Below are 21546 nucleotides of genomic sequence, written 5' to 3' on the forward strand. Positions count from 1 at the left end.
TGCCTCGTCGCTTCCGAGGGATGACCATCAGAGCGAACCACTTACGTTGGGTTATCAGTTGATGACTGAATGCGCTCAAACGGGTGCCAGGCTGGCGAGAAGGGGTCGAAGATGCGGACGGGCGACCATGGACATCAGGCTGTGAGGTCGGCCTCGTCCCGGCCTTCCACGGGCAGCTGGGTGGCGCCTGAGCCGTACGCCGATCCCGGCTGTGCGGGTCTCCCGCAGCACGCGACGAAGGCGGTGGAACTGCTGGGACGGATCGACCTGCCCGGCGAGGCCGCGTCGGTGCGGAAGGCGCGTCACTACCTTCGGGTGCTCCTGGCCGGGACCGGCCACCCGCAGGCCGACTACGCCGTGCTGCTGGTCAGCGAACTCGTCGCCAACGCCGTACGGCACTCCGACTCGCGCCTGCCCCGCGGACAGGTGACCGTGACCGTCGCTCGACGCTCCGGAACACTCCACGTCGACGTCATCGACGCGGGCTCGGCCACCAGCTCACCCCGCGTACAGGTCGGCACCGACACAGAGACGTGCACGGGCCGTGGGCTGTGGCTGGTCCAGGAGCTGGCGGCGGCCTGGGGCTGGCATGAGAGCAAGGCGGGGCGGGTGGTCTGGTTCCAGCTCGCGCTATCCAACCCCTTGACGCCTTCGTAGCTCTTGACGCGAAAGAAAGTCCGCCTTGCGAATCGCCTCCGGGAGGCGGAATTCACGGCTCAGCTTGAGTGTCACCTCGGTCGCCTGGTCCAGGCCGACTCGATGCCCAACGGATACGAACACCGGTTTGACGCCGGCCTGCGTACGGAGCACACGACCAAGCACCTCGCCATCGTCAACGATCGGCGACCAGTCACCCCGTCGTGGCCCAGGATCGACAAATTCCATGCCGAAGGGCGACTTCGCCACACCGAACGACGGCAAGCCAGTCAATACACCCATGTGACAGGCCAATCCAAAGCGTCTCGGATGAGCAATTCCGTAACCATCGCAAACAAGCACATCCGGCCGGCCTGCCAGTTTTCCAAGCGCTTCCCGAAGAATAGGAACCTCACGAAACGCCAGCAACCCAGGGACGTAAGGAAAAGTCACTTCACCGTAGGCGATGGCAGTCTCTCTGACCTCAAGTGACCGCAGCTCTATCAGGACCGCCGCAGCAGCGGCGTACCGGCTGTCGACTTCGTATGAGACGTCCAACCCTGCCACGAATTCAGGAGCAGTCGGCAGACTGTTGGTCAAGTCGAGTTGATCTCGGAGTGCCGACTGCGCGCGTACGGCTTCGGCGACATCCGAGAACGTCTCATAGGGTTCCATTACACTCCAGCACAATCCAACCGGTCAGTTCAACCTTGCTCATGATGCTGCCGAAGTTACACAAGGGGCGATAGGAAGGAACCGCCGAGATATGACGTTCGAGGGCCGAATCATCCCCCTACCTCATCCTCCCATTTCTCCAGCCCGCGCATGTGATCGAACGCATTCGCACACCAGACGAAGCAGAAGCCGGCGCCGGTCGCCACAGTGTGAAAGATGTTCAATTCCCGCAACTGCATGGTATCGGCCGACCTACTCCCGGCTCCTCCCTGACCGGCACGGGCCCGTACCGCCAGACTGCGGTCCTGTTCTCGCCGCCCTGGGACATAAGGAAAAGTTACTTCACCATAGGTGATGGCAGTCTCTCCAACCTCAAGTGTCTGCAGGTCCATCAGGACCGCCGCAGCGGCCGCGCGCGGACTTCGTACAAAAGGTCCAATCCTGCAACCAACCCAGGAGGAGTCGCAAGACTATTAGTTAAGTCAACTTGGTTTCACAGTACGGACTGCGACCGCATAGCTTCGGCGACATCCATGAACATTCTATCTAATTCCATTTTTCAGCACAATCTGGGTCAATCAGCCTAACTTGGCTTGCTCACGAAGCCGCCGAAGTTGCGCAAGGATGGACCATCCTCCAGATCCGTGATCATAGACGCGAAGCTTCATCCCGCAAAAAATCAGTGAAAGAGTCCCATTCCCGGAAAATTCCAGACTCGCCTTCTTGAAACATCCGAACAGCAGGGTCGTCCAAACGAAAGTCAATCATCCAGTAGACCTGGTACCCCTGGTGCATGGCTAAGACGATTGACTCATTTGAGATAAGCCCCTCCATCCGATTTTCTAGAAGTAGCCGAGTAGCATCCTCTTTTAAGCCCAGAATTCCAGGATAAAAGGCTTCGGTGCCAGCAAGGAATCTCCCTCCGCCCCGCCCCATCTCCCGCAAGAACTCTCCATACACTAGAGGCAGACGCGGAACTCCTTGATCCTCTGCAATGAGTGAAATCTCTCGCTCAGTTAACCCGACAGCATCGGCCAGCGGGATTCCCATCCTTCGAATTACTGACATACAGCAGCTACCCCCAGGTCACGTTGAGCTTGATGCCGGGGAACATGTCACGAAACTGCTCAATGACTGACGAGCAGCTTGGACAGACCTCGAGTTCGGAGTAGAGATTAATTGTTCCACGTGAGGACGGGCCAAGATTATCGGCATAGTGCTCAAGAATCTGGTCGACTTGGCCGCCGCCCGCTGGAGTCCCTGACTATTGATGTCGGCCCAAGAAGTCGTTGGCGGGGGTGGGACCGCGTGTGGCACGGTGTGGGCGTGTCTGAGCAGATCTTCCCGCCAGGAAGCGAGGCCGAGGCGAAGCCGATCGCACACGATGCGCTGCCGCTGATCCGCCGCGCGTCGTCCGGCGACGCCGGGCACATCGCCGACGTGTTCCTCGCCGCCCGGGCCGGGATGACCTACCTGCCCCGCCTGCACTCCGACGAGGAGACCGGGGCCTGGATCACCGGCGTCATGCTCCCGGCCTCGCAGGTGTGGGTCGCCGTGTTGCGCGGTCGAATCGCGGGCTTCGCCTGCCTGAACGGCGGCTGGCTGGACCACCTGTACATCACCCCCGCCGCCCAGGGGCGCGGCGTCGGCACCGCGCTGCTCGGCCACGCCAAGGAGGCGCACCCCCACGTGCTCGACCTCCATGTGTTCCAGCAGAATGACGGCGCCCGCCGCTTCTACGAACGGCACGGCTTCACCCTCGTCGAGGAACGGGACGGGAGCGACAACGAGGAGAACCTCCCGGACGCCCACTACCGATGGCGGGGCACCGGCACTCCGGACGCATCCTGAACCTGCTCCGGGATGTACGCGGCCAAGGGGTCGCGTACATCCCGGTGGCCGCGGCGGACTCAGCGGAAGCGGCGGAGCCTGAGGCTGTTGCTGACGACGAAGACGCTGGAGAACGCCATCGCCGCACCGGCGATCATCGGGTTGAGCAGGCCCGCGGCGGCCAGCGGCAGGGCCGCCACGTTGTAGGCGAAGGCCCAGAACAGGTTGCCCTTGATCGTGCGCAGCGTGCGCCGCGAGAGCCGGATCGCGTCGGCCGCCACCCGCAGATCGCCCCGCACCAACGTCAGGTCGGCGGCCTCGATGGCCACGTCGGTGCCCGTACCCATGGCGAGCCCCAGGTCGGCCTGGGCCAGCGCCGCGGCGTCGTTGACGCCGTCGCCGACCATCGCGACCGTCCGGCCCTCGGCCTGCAGCCTCTTCACCACGTCGACCTTGCCGGCGGGCAGCACCTCGGCGATCACCTCGTCGATCCCGACCTCGCCCGCGACCGTACGGGCGACCGCCTCGTTGTCGCCGGTCAGCAGCACCGGCGTCAGCCCGAGCGCGCGCAGTTCGGCGACGGCGTCGGCGCTGGTGGGCTTGACGACGTCGGCCACCACCAGCACCGCACGTGCCCGGCCGTCCCAGCCGACCGCCACCGCCGTACGGCCTGCGGCCTGTTCCTCCCCCAGTCTCTTCTCCAGCTCCGCAGGAAGGTGCTGGGACCATTCCTCCAGCAGGCGGGGCCGGCCGACGAGTACGGCGTGGCCGTCCACGATGCCCTGCACACCGAGGCCCTCGACGTTCGCGAAGTCCTCCGGCGACGGCAGTGCGCCCACCCGCTCGGCCGCGCCCCGGGCGATCGCCTGCGCGATCGGGTGCTCGGAGGCGTGCTCCAGGGCCCCGGCCAGCCGGAGCACCTCGTCGTGGTCCTCCCCGTCGGCCAGGTGGACCCCGGCCAGGGTCATCCTGCCCTCGGTGACCGTGCCGGTCTTGTCGAGCACGACCGTGTCGATCGCGCGGGTCGACTCCAGCACCTCGGGGCCCTTGATCAGGATGCCGAGCTGGGCGCCGCGGCCGGTGCCGACCAGCAACGCGGTCGGGGTGGCGAGGCCCAGCGCGCAGGGGCAGGCGATGATCAGCACCGCGACCGCGGCGGTGAAGGCCGCCCCGGCCCCCTCGCCCGTGCCGAGCCAGTAGCCCAGGGTGGCGACCGACAGGGCGATGACGATCGGCACGAAGATGCCGGAGATGCGGTCGGCGAGGCGCTGCACCTGGGCCTTGCCGGTCTGCGCCTCCTCGACCAGCCGCGCCATCTGGGCGAGCTGGGTGCCGGAGCCGACCCGGGTGGCCCGGACGACCAGCCGGCCGCCCGCGTTGACCGTGGCCCCGGTGACGGCGTCGCCGGGCCGCACCTCGACGGGGACCGACTCGCCGGTGAGCATCGAGGCGTCAACGGCGGAGGTGCCCTCCTCGATCACGCCGTCGGTGGCGATCTTCTCCCCCGGCCGTACGACGAAGTGGTCGCCGGCCTTCAGCTCGCCGACGGGGACGCGCACCTCGCGGCCGTCGCGCAGCACGGCGACGTCCTTGGCGCCCAGCTCCAGCAGCGCCCGCAGCGCCGCGCCGGCGCGCCGCTTGGAGCGGGCCTCGAAGTAACGCCCGGCCAGGATGAACGCGGTGACTCCGGCCGCGGCCTCCAGGTAGATGTCACCCGAGCCGTCACTGCGGGAGATGGTCAGGTCGAAGCCGTGGGTCATGCCGGGCACGCCAGCGTCGCCGAGGAACAGCGCCCACAGCGACCAGCCCAGCGCGGCGATCGTGCCGAGCGACACGAGCGTGTCCATCGTGGCCGTGCCGTGCCGCAGGTTGGTCCAGGCGGCTTTGTGGAACGGCAGGCCGCCCCACACGACGACCGGGGCCGCGAGCGTCAGCGACAGCCACTGCCAGTAGGTGAACTGCAGCACCGGGATCATCGCCAGCGCGATCACCGGCACCGCGAGCACCACGGAGACCAGCAGCCGGGTCCGCAGGGCGGCGAGTTCGTCCGGCTCCGGGGGCGCCTGTTCCGGCTTGGGCGGCTCGGGGAGCTTGGCGGTGTATCCGGCCTTCTCCACCTCCGCCACCAGCGCCTGGGGGTCCAGGTCTTCGGGGAAGGTCACCTTCGCCTTCTCCGTGGCGTAGTTGACCGTCGCGCTCACGCCGTCCATCTTGTTGAGCTTGCGCTCGATCCGGTTGGCGCACGACGCGCAGGTCATGCCGCCGATCGAGAGTTCGACCGCGCCTGTCGGCCGGTCACCGGTGATGGGGGCCATCACCCCTCCTTTCCGCGTCATGCCCGGCGTCAGTGGCCGGAGTGGGCGTGTTCGGATCCGTGGTCCGCCGTGGCGGCGGGAGCGGCCCCCGAGGGTTGCTCCGCCCGTACGGTGAAGGCGGCGGTGTGCACGGTCCCGTCGTGCTTGAAGTCGAGGAAGAGCCGGTAGTCGCCGCGGCTGGGCACCTCGGCGTAGAAGGTGATGCCCGGCCCGGCCGGGGTGACGCCGTCACCTGGGGTGCCGTCGGGGTGGACGTGCAGGTAGGCCAGGTCGCCCACGCGCAGCGCGACCAGGTGGCCGTAGGCCGCGAGGTACGGCTGCAGGTCGGTCACGGGCCTGCCGTCCTTGCTGATCTCGGCGACGAGCCTGCTCGCCGCGCCCGGAGTGAGGGTGCCGTCGAGCCGGACGGTGTATCCGTCCACCGTCACCGTACGGCCGGGCGCCGGCAGCGGCCGGGGCGCGTAGCCGCCGGAGGCGTACAGGTCGGCGCCGAGGGTCAGCCCTGCCCTGCCCTGGGGGACGAAGTCCGCGAAGACCCGGTACGCGCCGGCGTCGGGCAACGTCAGCGGCACCGACCAGGTTCCGTCACCGGCGAGCTCCGGGTGCACGTGCCGGAAGACCGTCGCGTCGCGGCTGACCACGATGAGGTGCAGCTTCTTTTCGTGCTGCGTCTCGTAGGCGGTCACCGGGCGGCCATCCGGGCCGTCCACGGTGAACCGGAACTCGGTCCGCTCGCCAGGAGTGATCGTCGTGGTCCGCGGGGTGAGGGTGTAGCCGTTCTGGGACACCTGGAGCCCTCCCGGCACGTGGTCCGTCTTCGGCGCGGCCTGTGCCGGGGTCGCGTGCCCTCCGTGTCCGTTGTTCACGGGCGCCGAGGGTGGAGTCGCGCCGACCGCGCCGCCGATGCCGAACGCTCCCGCGAAGACCACGGCGAGGCCGAGGACGTAGGCGCCCATCCGGGCCGGTGTGTTCATGGGTGGTCCACCACTTCGTATCCGGCCTCCTCGACGGCGGCCCTGATCGTGGCCGTGTCGAGGGGGTTGTCGCTTTCCACTGTCAGGAGCCCGGTGGCCAGATCGACCTCGACACCGGTGACACCGGTGACCTCGCCGACCTCTTCCTTCACGGAGCTGACGCAGTGACCGCAGGTCATGCCGCTGACAGTGTAGGTGGCGGTCGTCATGACGCTTCTCCTTCTGTTGTCGATCGATCAGGAACGGACGAGACGGGCGACGGCGTCGGAGGCTTCCTTGATCTTGAGGTCGCCCTCGGTGCCGCCTTGCTCGGAGATCCGTTGTCCTTATGGAACACCCTACCCCCCTAGGGTATTTCCGAGACCGTAGCATACCCCCGGGTGGTACGTCTCCTCTGGTCGCCGCCCCTCGAGGTGACCGAGGAGTTCCGCGTCCGCGGTAGGGCGCGCTGAGTGTCAACTCGACGTGGGGCACTGCCTGCCGAGCTTGGCGACCTTCTTGGAGAAGGCCTTCGCGTGCCTCAGCTCGTCCTTCGCGGTGCCGTTGAGCACTTCGGCCACACCGGTGTCGCCGGCCGCCGAGGCCTGGCGCGCGTACTCGGGATACATCCGCGTGCCCTCGTACGTCTCCCCCTTGATCGTCTCGCACAGGTTCGTCCCGGTGTCGCGGACCGCTTCGGCGAGGTTCGCGTGCTCGGCGAAATGCTCGGTGCGCTCGACGGCGGCGGTCGTAGATTTGCCGCGTTGTCCCCGACCAGGCCGATCAGCTCCACCTGCTCGGTGAAGTGGTCGCGTAACTCACTGTGCGCGGTGTGCCGGTACAGGTTCGCGACATCGGGCAGGTTCTCCCGATCGGCCTGCTTGGCATAGGCGCGGTAGGTGACGTTCGCCAGCGCCTCGCCCTTCATCGACTTCGTGACGTTGGTACGCGTGGACGGGTCGACGTCGTCCGAACGAGGAGCGGACGCCGCCATCGCGCTCCCGGCTCCCACGGACAGAAGGACGACCGTGCCCGCGATCGTGAGAGAGACCTTCCAGCAGACGAGACCTCGGGATTCCATGTGACCCCCGATGTGCGTGCGGTCCGGCACAAGGAGAGCGGTTTCCCGCCCGGCCGTCGGGGTCAGGACGGAAACCCCTCCCCTGGCCGTGGGACCCGGAGCCGCCGGTCGAACCCCTGGGAGACGGCGTGACCGAGGGATCAGCCGCCGGCGGCATGTCTCGGGAGGTAGGCGGTGTAGCCGGTGCCCCGGAGCCGGTGGGCCTTCCACGCCTGGGCGTAACCGGGAGGTGGGGAGCGTCTGTCGGCCAGCGCCGCGGTGGGTTCGGTCGCGGCGCGGCGCAGCAGGGCGGCCTCGGTGATGTTGCGGTTGTTGCCGCTGACGTCGGCGGAGGCGCAGCCGGCGTAGTAGCCGATCGGCTGCGAGTGGCTGCCGGTGACCAGGCAGGGCGGGCGCAGGCCGAGACGGCGCAGGCCGTCCGCGACAGCCCGGTAGCGGTCGGCGGTGGCCCGCGCACCGGCGGCTCTCTCCTGGAGCACCTCGTACTGCACGGTCAGGTGCGCGACGAGCAGCCCGGCCAGGACCCCCGCGACGACGACACGGCCGGGGGCCGGACGGACGGCTCGCACCGTACCCGCCGCCAGGGTGGCGACGGGCAGGGCCAGCAGGGCGTAGACGGGCAGGAAGAAGCGCGGCGCGGAGTAGCCGACGAGGACGAGGTAGGGAACGCTCAGTGCGGCGGCGCAGACGACGGGCAGCACGGTCTCGGCCGCCCGCCCGGTGCGCAGGGCCACCAGGCAGGCAGTCAACGCGAGCACCGGAAGGGCCAGCCACCACAGTGTGTGTTCCGGGTGCGTCAGCGGGACCATGCAGGGGCGGCACAGCAGGGGCCCGTTGAGGCTGCGCCAGGCGTCTCCGCCGGCCCAGTGCAGGCCCATGCCGCCCTCGGTCGCGCTGGACGCGTGCAGGCGGGCGCCGATGCCGCCCCATCGCCCGTACGCCTCGGCGATCCACTGGGCGCCACCGGCGGCGAGCCCGCCCGCGACGGCGAGGGCCGGGGCCGGACGCCGCCAGGCGGGCACCACGCCGCAGGCGGCCAGCAGCGGCGCCGCGAGCCAGACGCCGTCGGAGAAGCGGAAGAGCGTGGCCGCCGCGACGGAGCCGCCCAGGCCGAGGAGCACGACTCCGGAGGCGCCGGGCCGCTGGGCGCGCAGGAACAAGCCGGTCGCCGCCACCGCCGGCAGCGCCACCCACAGGTTGGGCATGGCCTGAGGTCCGTACAGCACGGTGACCCACAGGCCCGCGAACAGCAGGGCGGCGAGCGCGGTCCGGCCGGGCCCGAGCAGCGGGCGCCAGACGCGGTACGCCGCGTAGAGCGCGACGGCCGACAGCAGCGCCAGCACGATCCTGATCACAGGGGTGGCGCCGGTGACGGCCATCAGGGGGGCCGCCAGGAAGCCGATCCCCCGCGATCGCGGCGCGCTGAAGTAGGCGGCCGGATTGCGTGGATCGACCTGGGACAGGTACACCGTCTCGTCCCAGCCGAGCCCGAGGAGAGGCGTGACGACAGCCAGCTGGACCGCCGCGTAGCCGGCGGCCACGAGGGCGAGCCACGGGATCCGCCCGCGCGCCCGGCCCTCCGCCCCCTCCTGCAGCCGGACCGCGGCCCGGATGGTCATGCGCCGATCACTTCGCCGTACGACCGCCGGATGGCCCCGGCCAGGCACAGGAGAAGGGAAGTGGACATCGTCCCCCCGGAACGCGGGCCCATTCGGATCACAGCAGCCTACCCGCCGGCCGTGCTTGCCGAGTGGTGACTGTTGGGGGGCCGTTCGGCACTGTCGGCCCGCACGTCGGGGCTGTCGTATGGAGGCGACACTTCCGTGCGTGGAGGCTCGACATGCCGCGTCCTCTCGGTGTCCTGGGTGACCGGTGGCGGGAACAGGCGTTCCTGGTGGCGACCGGCGGCGCGCTGGTGGTGGTGGCGCTGCCTGGCTGGCCGGGGCCACTGCCGTCGCGGACGGGTTCTGGGCGGCGGGGACCGCGGTGGCCGTCCTACCGCCGTGGTGTGGGTGGCCGCCGCGGTGCGCAGGGGGCGGGCGGGTGTCGACCTGATCGCGGCGCTGGCGCTGGACCGGGACCCTGGCCGTCGGGGAGCACCTGGCCGGGGCCCTGATCGCGCTGATGCCGGCCACCGGGCGGGCGCTCGACGCCGCGGCGGAGCGCCGCGCGTCGCGCGATCTGCGGCGCTGGAGCGCGCGCCGCGCGCCGCGCTCCGCGCGTCGCCGGAGCGGCGACGACCTGGTCGTCGTCCCCCTGGCGGACGTACGGATCGGGGACGTCCTGGTGGCCGGCCCGGGCGAGGTCGTGCCGGTGGACGGCCGGGTCCTGACGGGACCGGCGATGCTGGACGAGTCCGCGCTGACCGGCGAGTCCGCCCTGGTCGAGCGTGGCACCGGCGAGGCGGTCCGCAGCGGGGTGGTCAACGCCGGCGGCGCGGTCGACGTCGAGGCGACGGCGACCGCCGAGGACAGCACGTACGCGCAGCAGGTCGTCGCCGCCCCTGGCCGTACGCCGTCGGAGGTGCTGCGGCTGGCGGCGTCACTCGACCAGATGTCCGCTCACGTGCTGGCCGAGGCGATCGTCGCGGAGGCGCGGGCCCGCGGCCTGGCGCTGCCGCCGGCGCGGGAGGTGACCGAGGAGCCCGGCCGCGGCGTGACCGGCACGGTGGACGAGCGGCGCGTGACCGTGGGCAAGACGGTGATGCCACCCGAAGCCCGTCCCGGCTGGGCTCGCGCGGCCGACAACCGGGCCGCCCTGGACGGCGCCGCCGTCGCCTGGCTCACCGTCGACGGCGCGTCGGGGCCGTGATTCTTTCATCGAGGGAGAGCCGTCCGACCAGGCCATGGAAAATTTCGTTTATGCGGTGTTCTTGTTCTCCCCGAAAACGGGTCACTAGTCTCGCGGCAGCGTAGAAGCGCTTCGACGACCTCGAAGGGGACGGCCCCCACCGTGAGACCCGAGCTGAACCGCAGAAGCTTCGTCGCCCTCGCCGCGGCGACTCCCCTGCTCGCCGCCTGCGGGGGCGGGGCGCGTCAGAAGGCCGGCACGAACACCGGGGCGGGTCTGCGAGCGGTGTTGCCGTCCTACGTGCCCAGCGGCTCGGTCAGGCCGGACATCCCGTCCGTGGCAGGCGGAGCCGGAGCCGCGACCGATCCCGCCTTCCTGGCCTACCCCTCCGGCCGGGTCGCCACCGTCCACGGGACTCCGGGCAGGGGCGGGAGCTACACCGCCGTCACACCGCTGTGGGGCACGGTGCCGCCGGCGGGGAACTCCTTCTACGAGGCCGTGAACAAGGCCCTGGGCGTCACTCTCACCATGAAGCCGGCGGACGGCAACAACTACAACACCATCGTCCCGACGATGACGGCCGCCAGGCGCCTGCCCGACTGGATCCAGCTGCCGACCTGGTGGAACGCCGTCTTCGACGTCGGCGGGCTGGCGGGGACGCAACTCGCCGACCTCACGCCCCACCTGGCGGGCGACAAGATCAAGAAGTATCCGAACCTCGCCGCCATCCCCACCGGCGCCTGGCAGACCGGCGCGTGGGGCGACAGGCTGTACGGCATCCCCTCCTTCTCCAGCGGCTTCGTCGTCGCCGGCGCGGTCTTCCACCGCCGGGACATCCTGGAGGCGAAGGGGATCACCGCCGGCCAGGTGCGTTCGGCCGACGACCTGATGAACCTGGGCAAGGAGCTGACCGACGCCAGACGCGGCGTCTGGGCCTTCGACGACGTGTGGACCTATCTCTTCCCCGCCTGGAACGTCCCGCTCACCTGGGATGTCCAGGACGGCAGGCTGATCCACAAGTACGAGATGCCGCAGTTCTTCGAGGCGCTCGACTGGCACCACCGCATGGCGCGGGCCGGCTACCTGCACCCGGACGCCGCCGCCGGTCAGAACGCGAACGCCGACGCCCGCTTCTACTCCGGAAAGGTGCTGATCAGCGGTGGTGGCACCGGTGCCTGGAACCTCGCCGACCACCAGTCCGGAACGGCCGCCGACAAGGACTACCGCCGCGGCGCGTTCGACTTCTTCGCCGCCGACGGCACGAGCCCGCCTCGCGTCGCCATGGGGCCCTCCACGAACGTCGTCAGCTACCTCAGCAACAGGCTGAAGCCGGACCAGATCGAGGAACTGCTGGCGGTCGCCGACTATCTGGCCGCCCCCTTCGGCTCGGCCGAGTACACGATGGTGAACTTCGGGGTCGAGGGCGTCCACTTCACGATGGAGGACGGGGTTCCGACCGCGACCGAGGACGGCAGGAAGTTCGTCCAGGCGATGACCTTCCCGTTCCTGGCCTCGCCGCCCGCCGTGATCAGCAACCCCGGCGCCGAGGTCGTCACCAGGGACTACGCCGCCTGGCAGGCCGCCAACGTCAGGGCGCTCTACAAGCCGGTCTTCTGGAACATGAACATCAGCCTGCCCCGGTCGCTGTCGGCGGCCAGTGCCGCGCAGGCCGTCGAGGACGCCGTCAAGGACTGCTACCACGGGAGAACGAAGGTCTCCGAGGTCCAGGCCGCCGTCTCCACGTGGAAGACCGGCGGCGGGGGCGACCGGCTCAAGCAGTGGATGACCGACAACGTGCTGGACAGGTACGGCACGGGCCGGTGAGCGCATCGCACACGCGGCAGGAGCGTCCGGGCCTGCGGATCAGGCTGCGGCGCGACCGCTCGCTGCTGATCATGGTGGTCCCCGCGGCCGTCCTGCTGCTGGTCTTCAACTACGCACCGCTGTTCGGACTGCTCACCGCGTTCCAGTACTACGACCCGCCTGCCGGGGTCTGGAACAGCGAATGGGCGGGCTTCGAGCAGTTCCGCCGGCTGTTCGCCGACCCGCTGTTCTGGGGCGCGCTTCGGAACACGCTCTACCTCAGCCTGGTCCAGCTCGTCCTGTTCTTCCCCATCCCGATCGCGCTGGCGCTCCTGCTCAACTCGGTGCTCGGTGTGCGGGTGCGCAACTTCGTCCAGTCCGTCGTCTATCTGCCGCACTTCTTCTCGTGGGTGCTGGTGATCACGATTTTTCAGCAGATGCTGGGCGGTGCGGGCGCGCTCAACCAGTTCCTCCGCTCCCACGACCTGCAGACGTGGGACATCACCACCAATCCGGGCACCTTCGTGCTGCTGGTCACCTCTCAGGTGGTCTGGAAGGAGGCCGGCTGGGGGATCGTCGTCTTCCTGGCCGCTCTGTCCGCCATGAATCCCGGGCTCTACGAGGCGGCGGCCGTGGACGGCGCCGGCCCCTTCCGCCGGATGTGGCACATCACCCTTCCGGGCCTGCGCGGAGTGATCGTGCTGATGCTGGTGCTCCGCCTCGGCGGCGCGTTCTCGGTCGGCTTCGAGCAGTTCCTGATCCAGCGCGACGCCGTCGGCCACGATGCCGCGGAGGTGCTCGACACCTACGCCTTCTACTACGGCATCGCCACGGGCGACTACAGCCTGGGTGCGGCGGCCGGGCTCTTCAAGAGCGTGATCTCGCTCCTGCTCATCTGGGGCGCCAACCGGATCGCGCATTCCTTCGGCGAGGACGGGTTGTACCGGAGATGACCAAGGTGTTCACAGCCGGCACGAGTGCGGCGACGGCACCGCGAGCGCGGGCGGAACGCCCGCCCTGGCAGGAGCGGCCGACCGTCGCCGGCCGGTCCGCGAAGGGCGGCGCCATCGGCGGCGTGCTGGCGGTCATGCTGGTCCCGCTGTGGATCGTCGTGGTGACCAGCCTGTCCGCTCCCGATGTCGTCAACCGGGCCGGCGGCCTCGTCGTCTGGCCGGACGGCCTCACCTTCCAGGCCTACCGGGAGATTCTCACCGACCCAACCGTACGCACCGCGCTGTCGGTCAGCCTGGGCGTCGCCGTCATCGGCACGGCACTGTCCATGGTCGTCTCGGTCCTGTGCGCCTATGGGCTGTCGCGGCCGGGTTCGCCCGGGCACCGCCTCATCCTGGTGCTGCTGATCGTCACGATGTTCGTCGGCGGCGGGCTCATCCCCACCTTCCTGGTGGTGACGGGCCTCGGCGGCTACGGGCGGTGGTGGGCGTTGATCCTCCCGAGCGCGGTCTCGGTCTTCAACATCCTGGTGCTCCGCTCCTTCTACGCGAAGACCTCCGGCGAGCTGATCGACGCGGCGCGGATGGACGGCGCGGGCGACTGGCGCATCCTCTGGTCCGTCGTCCTGCCCACCTCGCGCGCGGTGACCGCGGTGATCGCCCTCTTCTACGCCGTCGGCTACTGGAACTCCTTCTTCAACGTCATGCTCTACCTGCCGACCGACAGCGAGAAGTGGCCGCTGCAGTACGTGCTGCTCACCTATGTCAACCGCGGGGCCGGGATGCCGGGATCGGTCAACGCGGGCTTCGGCATGGCGCACGCGCGGACCGCTCCCCTGTCGACGCAGATGGCGGTGGTGGTGCTGACCCTGGTGCCGCTCCTGGTCGTCTACCCGTTCGCCCAGAAGCACCTGCGCACGGGAGTTCTCACGGGCGCCGTCAAGGGGTGAACCACCCGGCCACCACGGGTGCCAGAATGGCTCCAGACCGTCGCGTCAAGGCCGGCTGATCCAGTCGGAGGACGTGGCGGACGCGCCGTTGACGAGGAAGGGCGAACGTGACGGACAACCGATCGGACGGGCCTGCGGCCGACGAGCAGAGCTCGCAGGGCGGCGGGCCGGGATCGGTCACCATCGCCTATATCGCCGAGTCAGCCGGGGTCTCGATCCCCACCGTGTCAAAAGTGATCAATGGGCGCTCGGGCGTGTCGGCCCAGACGCGCGCCCGGATCGAGGAACTGGTCAACCAGTACGGATACCGCAAGCCGACCGGCAACCGGAGCAACATCGTGGAACTGGTGTTCCGCGAGCTGGAGAGCATGTGGGCCGTTGAGATCATCCGCGGGGTCGAGCGGGTGGCCCGCAAGAACCGCGTCGGAGTCATGGTCTCGGAGTTCGGCCTCCACGACTCGGTGGGCATGTCCATCGACGACACGGTCGGACGCCGCCCCCAGTGCGTCCTGTCGGTGGCGCAGCTCGCCCAGGCGGAGCGCGACCAGCTCACTGCGAAAGGCATCCCGTTCGTCGTCTTCGACCCGATCGACGAGCTGCCGGACGACGTGCCGTTCGTGGGCGCCACCAACTGGAGGGGCGGCCAGGCGGCGACCCGGCACCTGATCGAACTGGGACACCGCCGCATCGCCATGATCAGCGGCCCTGATCACCCGTTCTGCCGTGCCCGGCTGGCCGGCTACCTCTCCGCGATGGCCGAGGCCGAGCTGCCCGCGGACCCCGGCCTCGTGGTCCGCACCCTGCTGACGCGCGAGCACGGCTACGCCGCGGCGCGCGACCTGCTCTCCCGGCCCGACCGGCCCAGTGCCATCTTCACCGCGAACGACCTGCAGGCGCTCGGCGTCTACCAGGCCGCCCGCGAGATGGGACTGTCCATCCCCCGGGACCTGAGCGTGGTGGGTTTCGACGATCTGCCGGTCGTGGCCTGGGTCGACCCGCCTCTGACCACGGTCCACCAGCCGTTGAACGAGATGGCGGCGGCCGCGACCGAGCTGGCGCTGGCCCTCGGGCGCGGCGAGGAGATCACCCAGGTCGGACTGGAGATCGCGACCACCCTCACCGTACGGGAGAGCACGGCGCCCCCGAAGGGCTGAGCACCAGGCGTCATACCGGCCGGTGCCGGCCGGGCGTGTCGTGCACGTCCGGCCGGCGTGGGTGACCCGGGGCGCTCGCTCGTCAAGCGTCAGCTTCGGGTCCACTTCTGGTTGCTACCGCCATTGCACGTCCAGATCTGGACCCTGGTGCCGTTGGCGGTGCCGTTCCCGGACACGTCCAGGCACTTGTTCGCGCCGACGGCGGTGATGGTGCCGTCGGAGTTGAGCCGCCACTTCTGGTTGCTCTGGCCGTTGCAGTCCCAGATGATCACCGCGGTCCCGTCCGCCGTACCGCCGCCGTTGACGTCCAGGCACTTGTTGCCGTAGACCCGCAGCTCGCTCGTGCTGGTGGCGGTCCACTGCTGGTTGCTCTGGCCGTTGCAGTCCCAGATCAGCACCGTCGCCCCGTTGGCCTGCGAGGCGCCGTTGACGTCCAGGCACCGGCCCGAGCCGACACCCTTGATCGGGCCGGCCGGAGAGGTGCTGCCGCCGGGGCGGCGATACAGGCCGACCTCGGCGATGGCGGGATTGGCCCGTGCGCCGGTGATCCGCAGCCTCACCTGGCTGGTGCTGACGGGAGAGGTCAGGCGGATCAGCTTCTTGTGCCCGATCGTGGTGTCGGCCGCGATCTGGGTCCAGGAGCCGCCGTTCCACGAGTCGACCGCGAACGACCTGGTGCGCTGGCCGATGTTCAGGTCCTCCTGCACCGAGATGACGTCGAAGGTCCGCGCCGACGGCAGGGTCAGCACCAGCCCGCCGGTCGTGCCCGTCGGCTGCCAGGAACTGTCCAGGTTGCCGTCCTGGGCGAGGTTCGGGGTGTGACCCGTGCTGCTGGAGGTCCCGCTGTCGTTGGCCACGCCGGCGCCGGCGGCCAGGTTGGTGGCGAACGTCTGCGACACCACGGTCCCGAACTGGGAGAGGGTGTCGATCGCCGACTGGTCGAGCAGGCCCTGCCGGTTGGGGGAGATGTTCAGCAGGAAGTTGCAGTTGCGTCCCACCGACCCGTAGTAGATCTCCAAGAGTTCGGTCGGGCTCCGCCATGTCTCGCCGGTCTGCCAGAACCAGTTGTGGCGCGCCGAGAGTGTCCCGTTGCACTCCGCGGGCGACCACCGCAGCACGTTCCACGCACTGGTCCCGTCCGACTTGCGCTGGGACAGCACCGCGTCGCTGCCCACGTCGGCGGCGGTGTTGAACCCGGGCACCGGCAGCGCGGTGTCGGCGGCCGTGGCGGGATCGCCGTTGGTCGGTACGACCGACCACTCCGACTGGCGCGCGTAGCCGTTCTCGTTGCCGACCCAGCGCACGTCCGGCCCGCCGTCGCCCTCCATGACGGCGTTGGGCTGCAGCCTGCGGGCCATGGTCGTCCAGTCCCTGAAGTTGTAGGGCTGGTTGCGGCCGGTCGGGTTGGCGCCGTCCAACCACAGCTCGTCGATGCCGCCGTAGCGGGTGAACAGCTCGTAGAGCGTGTTCTCGAAGTAGGTGTTGTAGTCGTCGGAGTTGAAGGTGAACGTCACCCCGTTGACGATCTCGGAGGAGTCGGTCGGGATCGTCACCTGCCTGGACGGGCTGCCGTTGGCGAACTTCCCGCCGGGCTGGTTCTCGTGCAGGTCGGCCGGTGACACGTACAGGCCGGCCTTCAGCCCGTACTTGTGCATGGAGTCGGTGAAGCTCTTCACGACGTCGCCTCGCCCGGCGGACCAGGAGGAGGACGCGACGCCGAAGTTGCTGTACTTGGACGGGAACAGCAGGAACCCGTCGTGGTGCTTGGCGGTGAGGATCGCCCCCTTGAACCCGGCGGCCTTGATCGCCGCCGCCCACTGGTCGGTGTTGAGACCGGTGGGCTGGAACGCGTTCGGGTCCTCGGTGCCGGTGCCCCACTCCCTGCCGGTGAAGGTGTTGATGCCGAAGTGGATGAAGTTGTACTGCTCCAGCCGTTGCCAGGCCAGTTGGCGCGGCGCCGGCACGACGTCCGCGGCCTTGGCGATGACCGTGGCGGACGAGTCCGACGGCGCCACCGGAGAGACCTGGACCGTGGTCGCCGCGAAGGCGGGGGCGGTCGCGGCCAGGGCGGGCACGACCAGAGCCGGCACGGACAGCGCTGTCAGCGCTCTCCTGGCGAGGGCGCGCGTCCTCGGCGCGGGTCCGAACCTGTTGGGGGGGTGCATGGGCACTCCTTTCGGAAACATCCTTGCGGCGTCAGCTTCGGGTCCACTTCTGGTTGTTCGCACCGGTGCAGGTCCAGATCTGCACCTTCGTGCCGTTGGCGGTGCCGAACGCCGAGACGTCCAGGCACTTGCCGGCGCCGACGGCGGTGATGGTGCCGTCGGAGTTGAGGCGCCACTTCTGGTTGTTCTGGCCGTTGCAGTCCCAGATGATCACGCTGGTGCCGTCGGCCGTGCCGCCGCCGTTGACGTCCAGGCACTTGTTGCCGTACACCCGAAGCTCGCCCGCGCTGGTGGTCGCCCACCGCTGGTTGACGCCACCGTTGCAGTCCCAGATCTGCGTCTGGGCGCCGTTGGTCTGGGAGACGTTGGCGACGTCGAGGCACCTGCCGGAGTTGACGTCGCGCAAGGCGCCGCTCGTCGTGCTGGGAGAGTTCTTCATCGGCCCGTTGAAGGTCAGCTTCACCACGTACGCGAGCGCCGAGTACGGCTGGCCGGGCATGGTGATGCGCAGGCCGGAGGAGTCCTGGGTGCGGGTGGGCAGGTTGATGTAGGTGCCGGCGGTGTCGCCGATCAGCTCGGCCCTGCTGAGGTTGGACAGGTCCATCTTCCCGGTGGCCAGCGAGGCGAGGTTGAGGGTCGAGCCGGGCCAGCCGAGCACGGTCGCGTACAGGACGGTGTTGTCCTTGCTGCGGGTGTAGCGGATGTCCTGCGGCGTGCCCGCCCGCGGCTCGACGAAGCTGCCGCCGCCCATCTTGGTCGGGCCTTCGCCGTAGGTGGTCCAGGCCCGGGTGGCGTAGATCGACTCGCCGTTGCGCTTCAGGTAGCCGCCGATGGCGTTAAGCAGGTCCTTCTGCGTCTGCGGAATCGAGCCGTCGGCCCTTGGCGAGATGTTGAGCAGCATGTTGCCGTTCTTGCTCACCCGGTCGATCAACGCGTGGACCAGCGCGGCCGAGCTGTAGTACGTGAGCGTCGGGGTGTAGGACCACGAGGGGTTGCTGACGGAGTCGTCGGTCAGCCAGTAGGGGGAGCGGATGTCGGCGGGGCCGCCGCGCTCGTAGTCGTACACCTCACCGTTGGTGTTGAAGCCGTCCTTGTACGCCGCGACGACCTCCTTGCCCCACGCGTTGGCCTGGTTGTAGTAGTACGACAGGAAGTTGAGCCGCTTGGCCTCGTCGACGAGGTAGAGGCCGCCGTCCTGCCAGATCATGTCCGGCCGGTACCTGTCGACGACCTCTTTCAGCTTGTCGTACCAGAGCTGCTGCTCCTGGACGTTGGGGAGCTGCCCGTACAGCTTCTTCAGCGTGGTGGTCGGCTGGGCGGGCACGTGGTCGTAGTAGCCGGTGAAGTTGTACAGGTGGTGCAGCGAGACCATGAACTTCAGGTTCTTGGCGCGGATCGCGTCGGCGAACAGGCCGACCAGGTCGAGCTTGGGCCCGCGGTCGACCGAGTTCCACTCGTTCACCTGGCTGTCCCACATGGAGAAGCCGTCGTGGTGCTCGGCCACGGGACCGGCGAACTTCGCGCCGGAGTCGGAGACCAGTTGCGCGAACTCGGCGGGGTCGAAGTTGCCACCGGCGGACTTGAGCTTGGGCGTGAACTGCACCCAGTTGCCCGCCTTGTCTCGCGCGCCGTCGATGAAGTTGTGGTACGGCCACGCCGAAGGGTCGCCGTAGACGCTCTTGTGGTGGTTGTTCTCGCTGGAGCCGTTGATGTACATCGTGCGGGGGTACCACTCGGTGCCGTACTCGGGCGTGGCGAAGGCGCCCCAGTGCCAGTAGACGCCGAACTTGGCGTCCTGGAACCACTCCGGGGCGGCCGGGTGCTGGTCCACCGACGCCCAGGTCGGCTCGTAGACGGAGGGGGCGGCCGCGGCCGTGCCGCGCAGGGACGGAGCGGTGAGCAGGGCTCCGGCGAGCAGAGCGGTACCGGCGAGAGCGGTTCGCCGGCGCAGCCCGGACAGCTTCAAGGGGGGCATGCTGTCTCCTGTCGTGAGAGGGTCGTATCGATTCGATGACGGCGATGCGCGCCGATCTCGGGCGGAACAGGTGGGAAAGACGCGTTTCCGTACAACCCAGGGAGGTACGGGCCGTCCGGCCCGCACCCCGGGTGTTTCAGTACGAGTAGGTCGTGGTGCAGACGGTCCCGTTCAGGGTGAAGGAGGCGGGCGGCGGGTTGGCGCCGGTCTGGTTGCCGACGAACCCGAGGCTGACCGTGTTGCCGCCGTTCGGGGCAAGGTAGGTGTTCGAGCCGGCCGGGGTGACGACCACGTGCCGGCCGTCCGTCGAGAAGGTGCCGTTCCAGGTGCTGCCGGAGACGGATTCGGTCGCGGCCGGGAAGGTGAACGCCAGCGTCCATCCCGTGATGGGAGTGGGACCGGTGTTGGTGACGCCGATGTTCGCCACGAAACCGCTGCCCCAGCCCGTGGCGAGGTTGTAGGTGACGGCGCAGGTGCTGTCGCGCGGCGTGCCCGTGACGAAGGTGACCGGGTCCGAGGGCATCGAGAGATGGCCCTTCTGGTCGACGGCGAGCACGTTCAGCGTGTAGGAGGTGCCGGGGACCAGGTTCCGCGCGGTGAACGAGGTCGAGGTCGACTCGCCGAGCAGCACGCTGTTGGTGCCGAACTGCTGGTAGACGGCGTAGCGGGTGACGGCGCCGCCGGTGGACGGCCGCCAGGAGACGGTCGCGGTGCCTGCGGTGACGTCGCTCGCCGCCGGGCTGCCGGGCGCGGTCAGCGTGGTGCTGACCGGGTTGGTGGCCGACGGCGTGAGCTTGAGCGTCACGATCGAGTACGGCGGGATGACCTGCGTACTCGCGGTGCCCTGCTTCGACGTGGCTATCGAGGTGTACCCGGAGCCGAGGGTGTGGACCGTCGGCGTGGCGCCGCTGGGGGTCCAGCCGTCGTAGCCGAGGTGCACGGTGTAGGCGTTTCCGGGGTCCTGGTTGATCAGCTCGACGCTGAGCCCGCCGTCGGCGCCCCGGGCCGCGTGCACGGTGACGAGCCGGTTGTCGGAGGCCGCCTTGACCAGGGTGTCGCCGGGCAGCGCCACCCTGCTGAGCATCTGCAGCGCGTAGTAGGGCGCGAACGGCGTGTTCAGCGGCGGCTCGCAGACGCTGTCACTGTTGCAGTTGCCGCTCGACAGCAGGCCTCCGTCGCCGTACGACGTCGTCCCGTCGGGCGCGGTGGTGACCTCGCCCATGCCGTTGCGGGTGTCCCAGTAGTCCACGGTGAAGACGCCGTTCTCCAGCGCGGCGAAGTAGACGTCCGCGGTGAACAGGCCGCCGACCTGGGTGTCCGACTGGTAGTTGGACGAGGTCTCGGTCAGCGCGATGCCGATGTTCGGGCCGTTCCGGCCGGCGTACTGGTCGATCTGCCGCCGCACCTGCTCCAGCTCGCCGGGAAGCAGCCGCACCTGCTGGAGGACGTCCGCGGCGGTGGTGTGGTTCGGGTAGTAGTGCATGATCACGAAGTCGATGTACGGTCCGGCGATCGACAGCACCGTCTGGTTCCAGGCCGCGGTGTCCCCGTCCCCGACGACGCCGTCGGGCCAGTTGCCCGGATCGGTGACCACGGCCCCGATCTTGATCGTGGGATCGACCGCCTTCATCGCCCGGGCGTACTCCACCACGTTGTTCGCGTACGTGGCCGGGCTCTTGCTTTCGTGGTAGTCGAGCTCCCAGTCGGCGCCGTAGTGACCGTTGCCGAAGATCTCGTTGCCGATCTCCCAGTACTTGACGCCGTACCCCTTGGTGACGTTGGCGTACTTCACCCAGTCGGCGGCCTCCTGGGCCGTGCCGGAGCCGTAGTTCGCGATGATGATGGCCTGGGCGCCGACACCCCTGACGGTGCCCATGAACGAGTCGAAGTCCGTCCCCGGCGCGACGTACCCGCCGCCGGAGACGGTGCTGGTCTCCCAGTGGAAGCCGTCGCCGTACGAGCCGCCGGGATAGCGCATCATCTGCACGCCGGCCTTGCCGAGAAGGTCCACCGACGCCGGGGTGTTCATGTTTCCGTCCCACACCGCCTGGTTGAGGCCGTACGCGGTGTCGGGCACCGTGCCGAGTCCCTCACGGGCGTTGACGGTGACCTCGACGGCCGGGGTCGCCGCCTGAGCCCTGGTGCCCGGGGTGGTGAGGACGGCGCCGGCGAGTGCCACCGCCACGACCATGGCGAGCCGGCGCCGACGGCCCCGGCCGCGGAGAAACGACAGGTCCACTGGTTCTCGCTTTCTGGAGTTCGCCCGCGC

Annotated in this window: 17 protein-coding genes and 1 pseudogene; 7 read left to right on the forward strand and 11 right to left on the reverse strand. The window is 69.2% G+C overall.

Annotated elements, in window-relative coordinates:
* Positions 1-180: 180 nt before the first annotated feature.
* The gene (locus FED44_RS27175; RefSeq protein WP_167521608.1) at positions 181-657 is read left to right on the forward strand and encodes an ATP-binding protein; all 477 of its coding nucleotides are present in this window, start codon (positions 181-183) and stop codon (positions 655-657) included.
* Here the strand turns inward: FED44_RS27175 and FED44_RS27180 are convergent.
* The 3 genes from FED44_RS27180 to FED44_RS38555 form a co-directional block, all read right to left on the reverse strand.
* Positions 631-1311, reverse strand: coding sequence for an endonuclease V (locus FED44_RS27180; protein ID WP_138462490.1), 681 nt, complete (start codon positions 1309-1311; stop codon positions 631-633). The two genes, FED44_RS27175 and FED44_RS27180, sit on opposite strands and share 27 nt — an antisense overlap.
* Before the next feature lie 648 nt (positions 1312-1959).
* The gene (locus tag FED44_RS27185) at positions 1960-2361 is read right to left on the reverse strand and encodes an SMI1/KNR4 family protein (protein WP_138462491.1); all 402 of its coding nucleotides are present in this window, start codon (positions 2359-2361) and stop codon (positions 1960-1962) included.
* 25 nt (positions 2362-2386) lie between these two features.
* Positions 2387-2539 (reverse strand): deaminase domain-containing protein, encoded by a 153-nt coding sequence (locus FED44_RS38555; protein ID WP_138462524.1) that lies wholly within the window; start codon positions 2537-2539, stop codon positions 2387-2389.
* Between the two features lie 98 nt (positions 2540-2637).
* Here FED44_RS38555 and FED44_RS27195 point away from each other — a divergent pair, with 98 nt between their 5' ends.
* Positions 2638-3162 carry a GNAT family N-acetyltransferase gene (locus tag FED44_RS27195; RefSeq protein WP_222867924.1) on the forward strand — a complete coding sequence of 175 codons (525 nt, stop codon included), beginning with the start codon at positions 2638-2640 and terminating at the stop codon, positions 3160-3162.
* Positions 3163-3221: 59 nt separating this feature from the next.
* On the opposite strand, the gene FED44_RS27200 is transcribed toward FED44_RS27195, so the two are convergent.
* The 5 genes and pseudogenes from FED44_RS27200 to FED44_RS27220 form a co-directional block, all read right to left on the reverse strand.
* Positions 3222-5456, reverse strand: a complete 2235-nt coding sequence (locus FED44_RS27200; RefSeq protein WP_138462492.1) for a heavy metal translocating P-type ATPase — start codon at positions 5454-5456, stop codon at positions 3222-3224.
* 29 nt (positions 5457-5485) lie between these two features.
* The gene (locus FED44_RS27205; protein WP_138462493.1) at positions 5486-6430 is read right to left on the reverse strand and encodes a hypothetical protein; all 945 of its coding nucleotides are present in this window, start codon (positions 6428-6430) and stop codon (positions 5486-5488) included.
* Complete coding sequence (locus tag FED44_RS27210; RefSeq protein WP_117409694.1) at positions 6427-6639, reverse strand: heavy-metal-associated domain-containing protein; 213 nt, start codon at positions 6637-6639, stop codon at positions 6427-6429. Before FED44_RS27210 ends, FED44_RS27205 begins: the two co-directional genes overlap by 4 nt.
* Before the next feature lie 246 nt (positions 6640-6885).
* Positions 6886-7143: pseudogene (locus FED44_RS36070) on the reverse strand (ferritin family protein); the annotation flags it as partial.
* A gap of 487 nt (positions 7144-7630) precedes the next feature.
* Positions 7631-9109 (reverse strand): hypothetical protein, encoded by a 1479-nt coding sequence (locus FED44_RS27220; RefSeq protein WP_138462495.1) that lies wholly within the window; start codon positions 9107-9109, stop codon positions 7631-7633.
* A 505-nt stretch (positions 9110-9614) separates the two neighbouring features.
* On the opposite strand from FED44_RS27220, the gene FED44_RS27225 reads away from it, so the two are divergent.
* From FED44_RS27225 to FED44_RS27245, 5 genes are all read left to right on the forward strand, one after another.
* Positions 9615-10301 (forward strand): P-type ATPase actuator domain-containing protein, encoded by a 687-nt coding sequence (locus tag FED44_RS27225; RefSeq protein WP_208759201.1) that lies wholly within the window; start codon positions 9615-9617, stop codon positions 10299-10301.
* Between the two features lie 141 nt (positions 10302-10442).
* The gene (locus FED44_RS27230) at positions 10443-12104 is read left to right on the forward strand and encodes an ABC transporter substrate-binding protein (protein ID WP_138462496.1); all 1662 of its coding nucleotides are present in this window, start codon (positions 10443-10445) and stop codon (positions 12102-12104) included.
* The gene (locus tag FED44_RS27235) at positions 12101-13036 is read left to right on the forward strand and encodes an ABC transporter permease (RefSeq protein WP_244302298.1); all 936 of its coding nucleotides are present in this window, start codon (positions 12101-12103) and stop codon (positions 13034-13036) included. The genes FED44_RS27230 and FED44_RS27235 overlap by 4 nt, the downstream gene beginning before the upstream one ends.
* Complete coding sequence (locus tag FED44_RS27240; RefSeq protein WP_138462497.1) at positions 13033-13983, forward strand: carbohydrate ABC transporter permease; 951 nt, start codon at positions 13033-13035, stop codon at positions 13981-13983. Before FED44_RS27235 ends, FED44_RS27240 begins: the two co-directional genes overlap by 4 nt.
* A 107-nt stretch (positions 13984-14090) precedes the next feature.
* The gene (locus FED44_RS27245; protein WP_138462498.1) at positions 14091-15137 is read left to right on the forward strand and encodes a LacI family DNA-binding transcriptional regulator; all 1047 of its coding nucleotides are present in this window, start codon (positions 14091-14093) and stop codon (positions 15135-15137) included.
* An 89-nt stretch (positions 15138-15226) separates the two neighbouring features.
* Here FED44_RS27245 and FED44_RS27250 read toward each other — a convergent pair whose 3' ends face one another.
* The 3 genes from FED44_RS27250 to FED44_RS27260 form a co-directional block, all read right to left on the reverse strand.
* The gene (locus FED44_RS27250; protein ID WP_167521609.1) at positions 15227-17302 is read right to left on the reverse strand and encodes a lectin; all 2076 of its coding nucleotides are present in this window, start codon (positions 17300-17302) and stop codon (positions 15227-15229) included.
* Between the two features lie 31 nt (positions 17303-17333).
* Positions 17334-19277: a lectin gene (locus FED44_RS27255; RefSeq protein WP_138462500.1), complete on the reverse strand. Its 1944-nt coding sequence runs from the start codon at positions 19275-19277 to the stop codon at positions 17334-17336.
* 136 nt (positions 19278-19413) lie between these two features.
* Positions 19414-21516, reverse strand: a complete 2103-nt coding sequence (locus FED44_RS27260; protein ID WP_208759202.1) for a cellulose binding domain-containing protein — start codon at positions 21514-21516, stop codon at positions 19414-19416.
* Positions 21517-21546 lie beyond the last annotated feature (30 nt).

It is taken from the genome of Microbispora triticiradicis (assembly GCF_005864065.1).
In the GTDB taxonomy this organism is placed as follows: Bacteria; Actinomycetota; Actinomycetes; order Streptosporangiales; family Streptosporangiaceae; genus Microbispora; species Microbispora triticiradicis.

Bases quoted from the DNA above. Each gene is read 5' to 3' on its own strand.
- FED44_RS27180 (WP_138462490.1), bottom strand. From the start codon at position 1,311: ATGGAACCCTATGAGACGTTCTCGGATGTCGCCGAAGCCGTACGCGCG.
- FED44_RS27185 (WP_138462491.1), bottom strand. From the start codon at position 2,361: ATGGGAATCCCGCTGGCCGATGCTGTCGGGTTAACTGAGCGAGAGATT.
- FED44_RS27200 (WP_138462492.1), bottom strand. From the start codon at position 5,456: ATGGCCCCCATCACCGGTGACCGGCCGACAGGCGCGGTCGAACTCTCG.
- FED44_RS27205 (WP_138462493.1), bottom strand. From the start codon at position 6,430: ATGAACACACCGGCCCGGATGGGCGCCTACGTCCTCGGCCTCGCCGTG.
- FED44_RS27210 (WP_117409694.1), bottom strand. From the start codon at position 6,639: ATGACGACCGCCACCTACACTGTCAGCGGCATGACCTGCGGTCACTGC.
- FED44_RS27220 (WP_138462495.1), bottom strand. From the start codon at position 9,109: ATGACCATCCGGGCCGCGGTCCGGCTGCAGGAGGGGGCGGAGGGCCGG.
- FED44_RS27225 (WP_208759201.1), top strand. From the start codon at position 9,615: ATGCCGGCCACCGGGCGGGCGCTCGACGCCGCGGCGGAGCGCCGCGCG.
- FED44_RS27240 (WP_138462497.1), top strand. From the start codon at position 13,033: ATGACCAAGGTGTTCACAGCCGGCACGAGTGCGGCGACGGCACCGCGA.
- FED44_RS27250 (WP_167521609.1), bottom strand. From the start codon at position 17,302: ATGCACCCCCCCAACAGGTTCGGACCCGCGCCGAGGACGCGCGCCCTC.
- FED44_RS27255 (WP_138462500.1), bottom strand. From the start codon at position 19,277: ATGCCCCCCTTGAAGCTGTCCGGGCTGCGCCGGCGAACCGCTCTCGCC.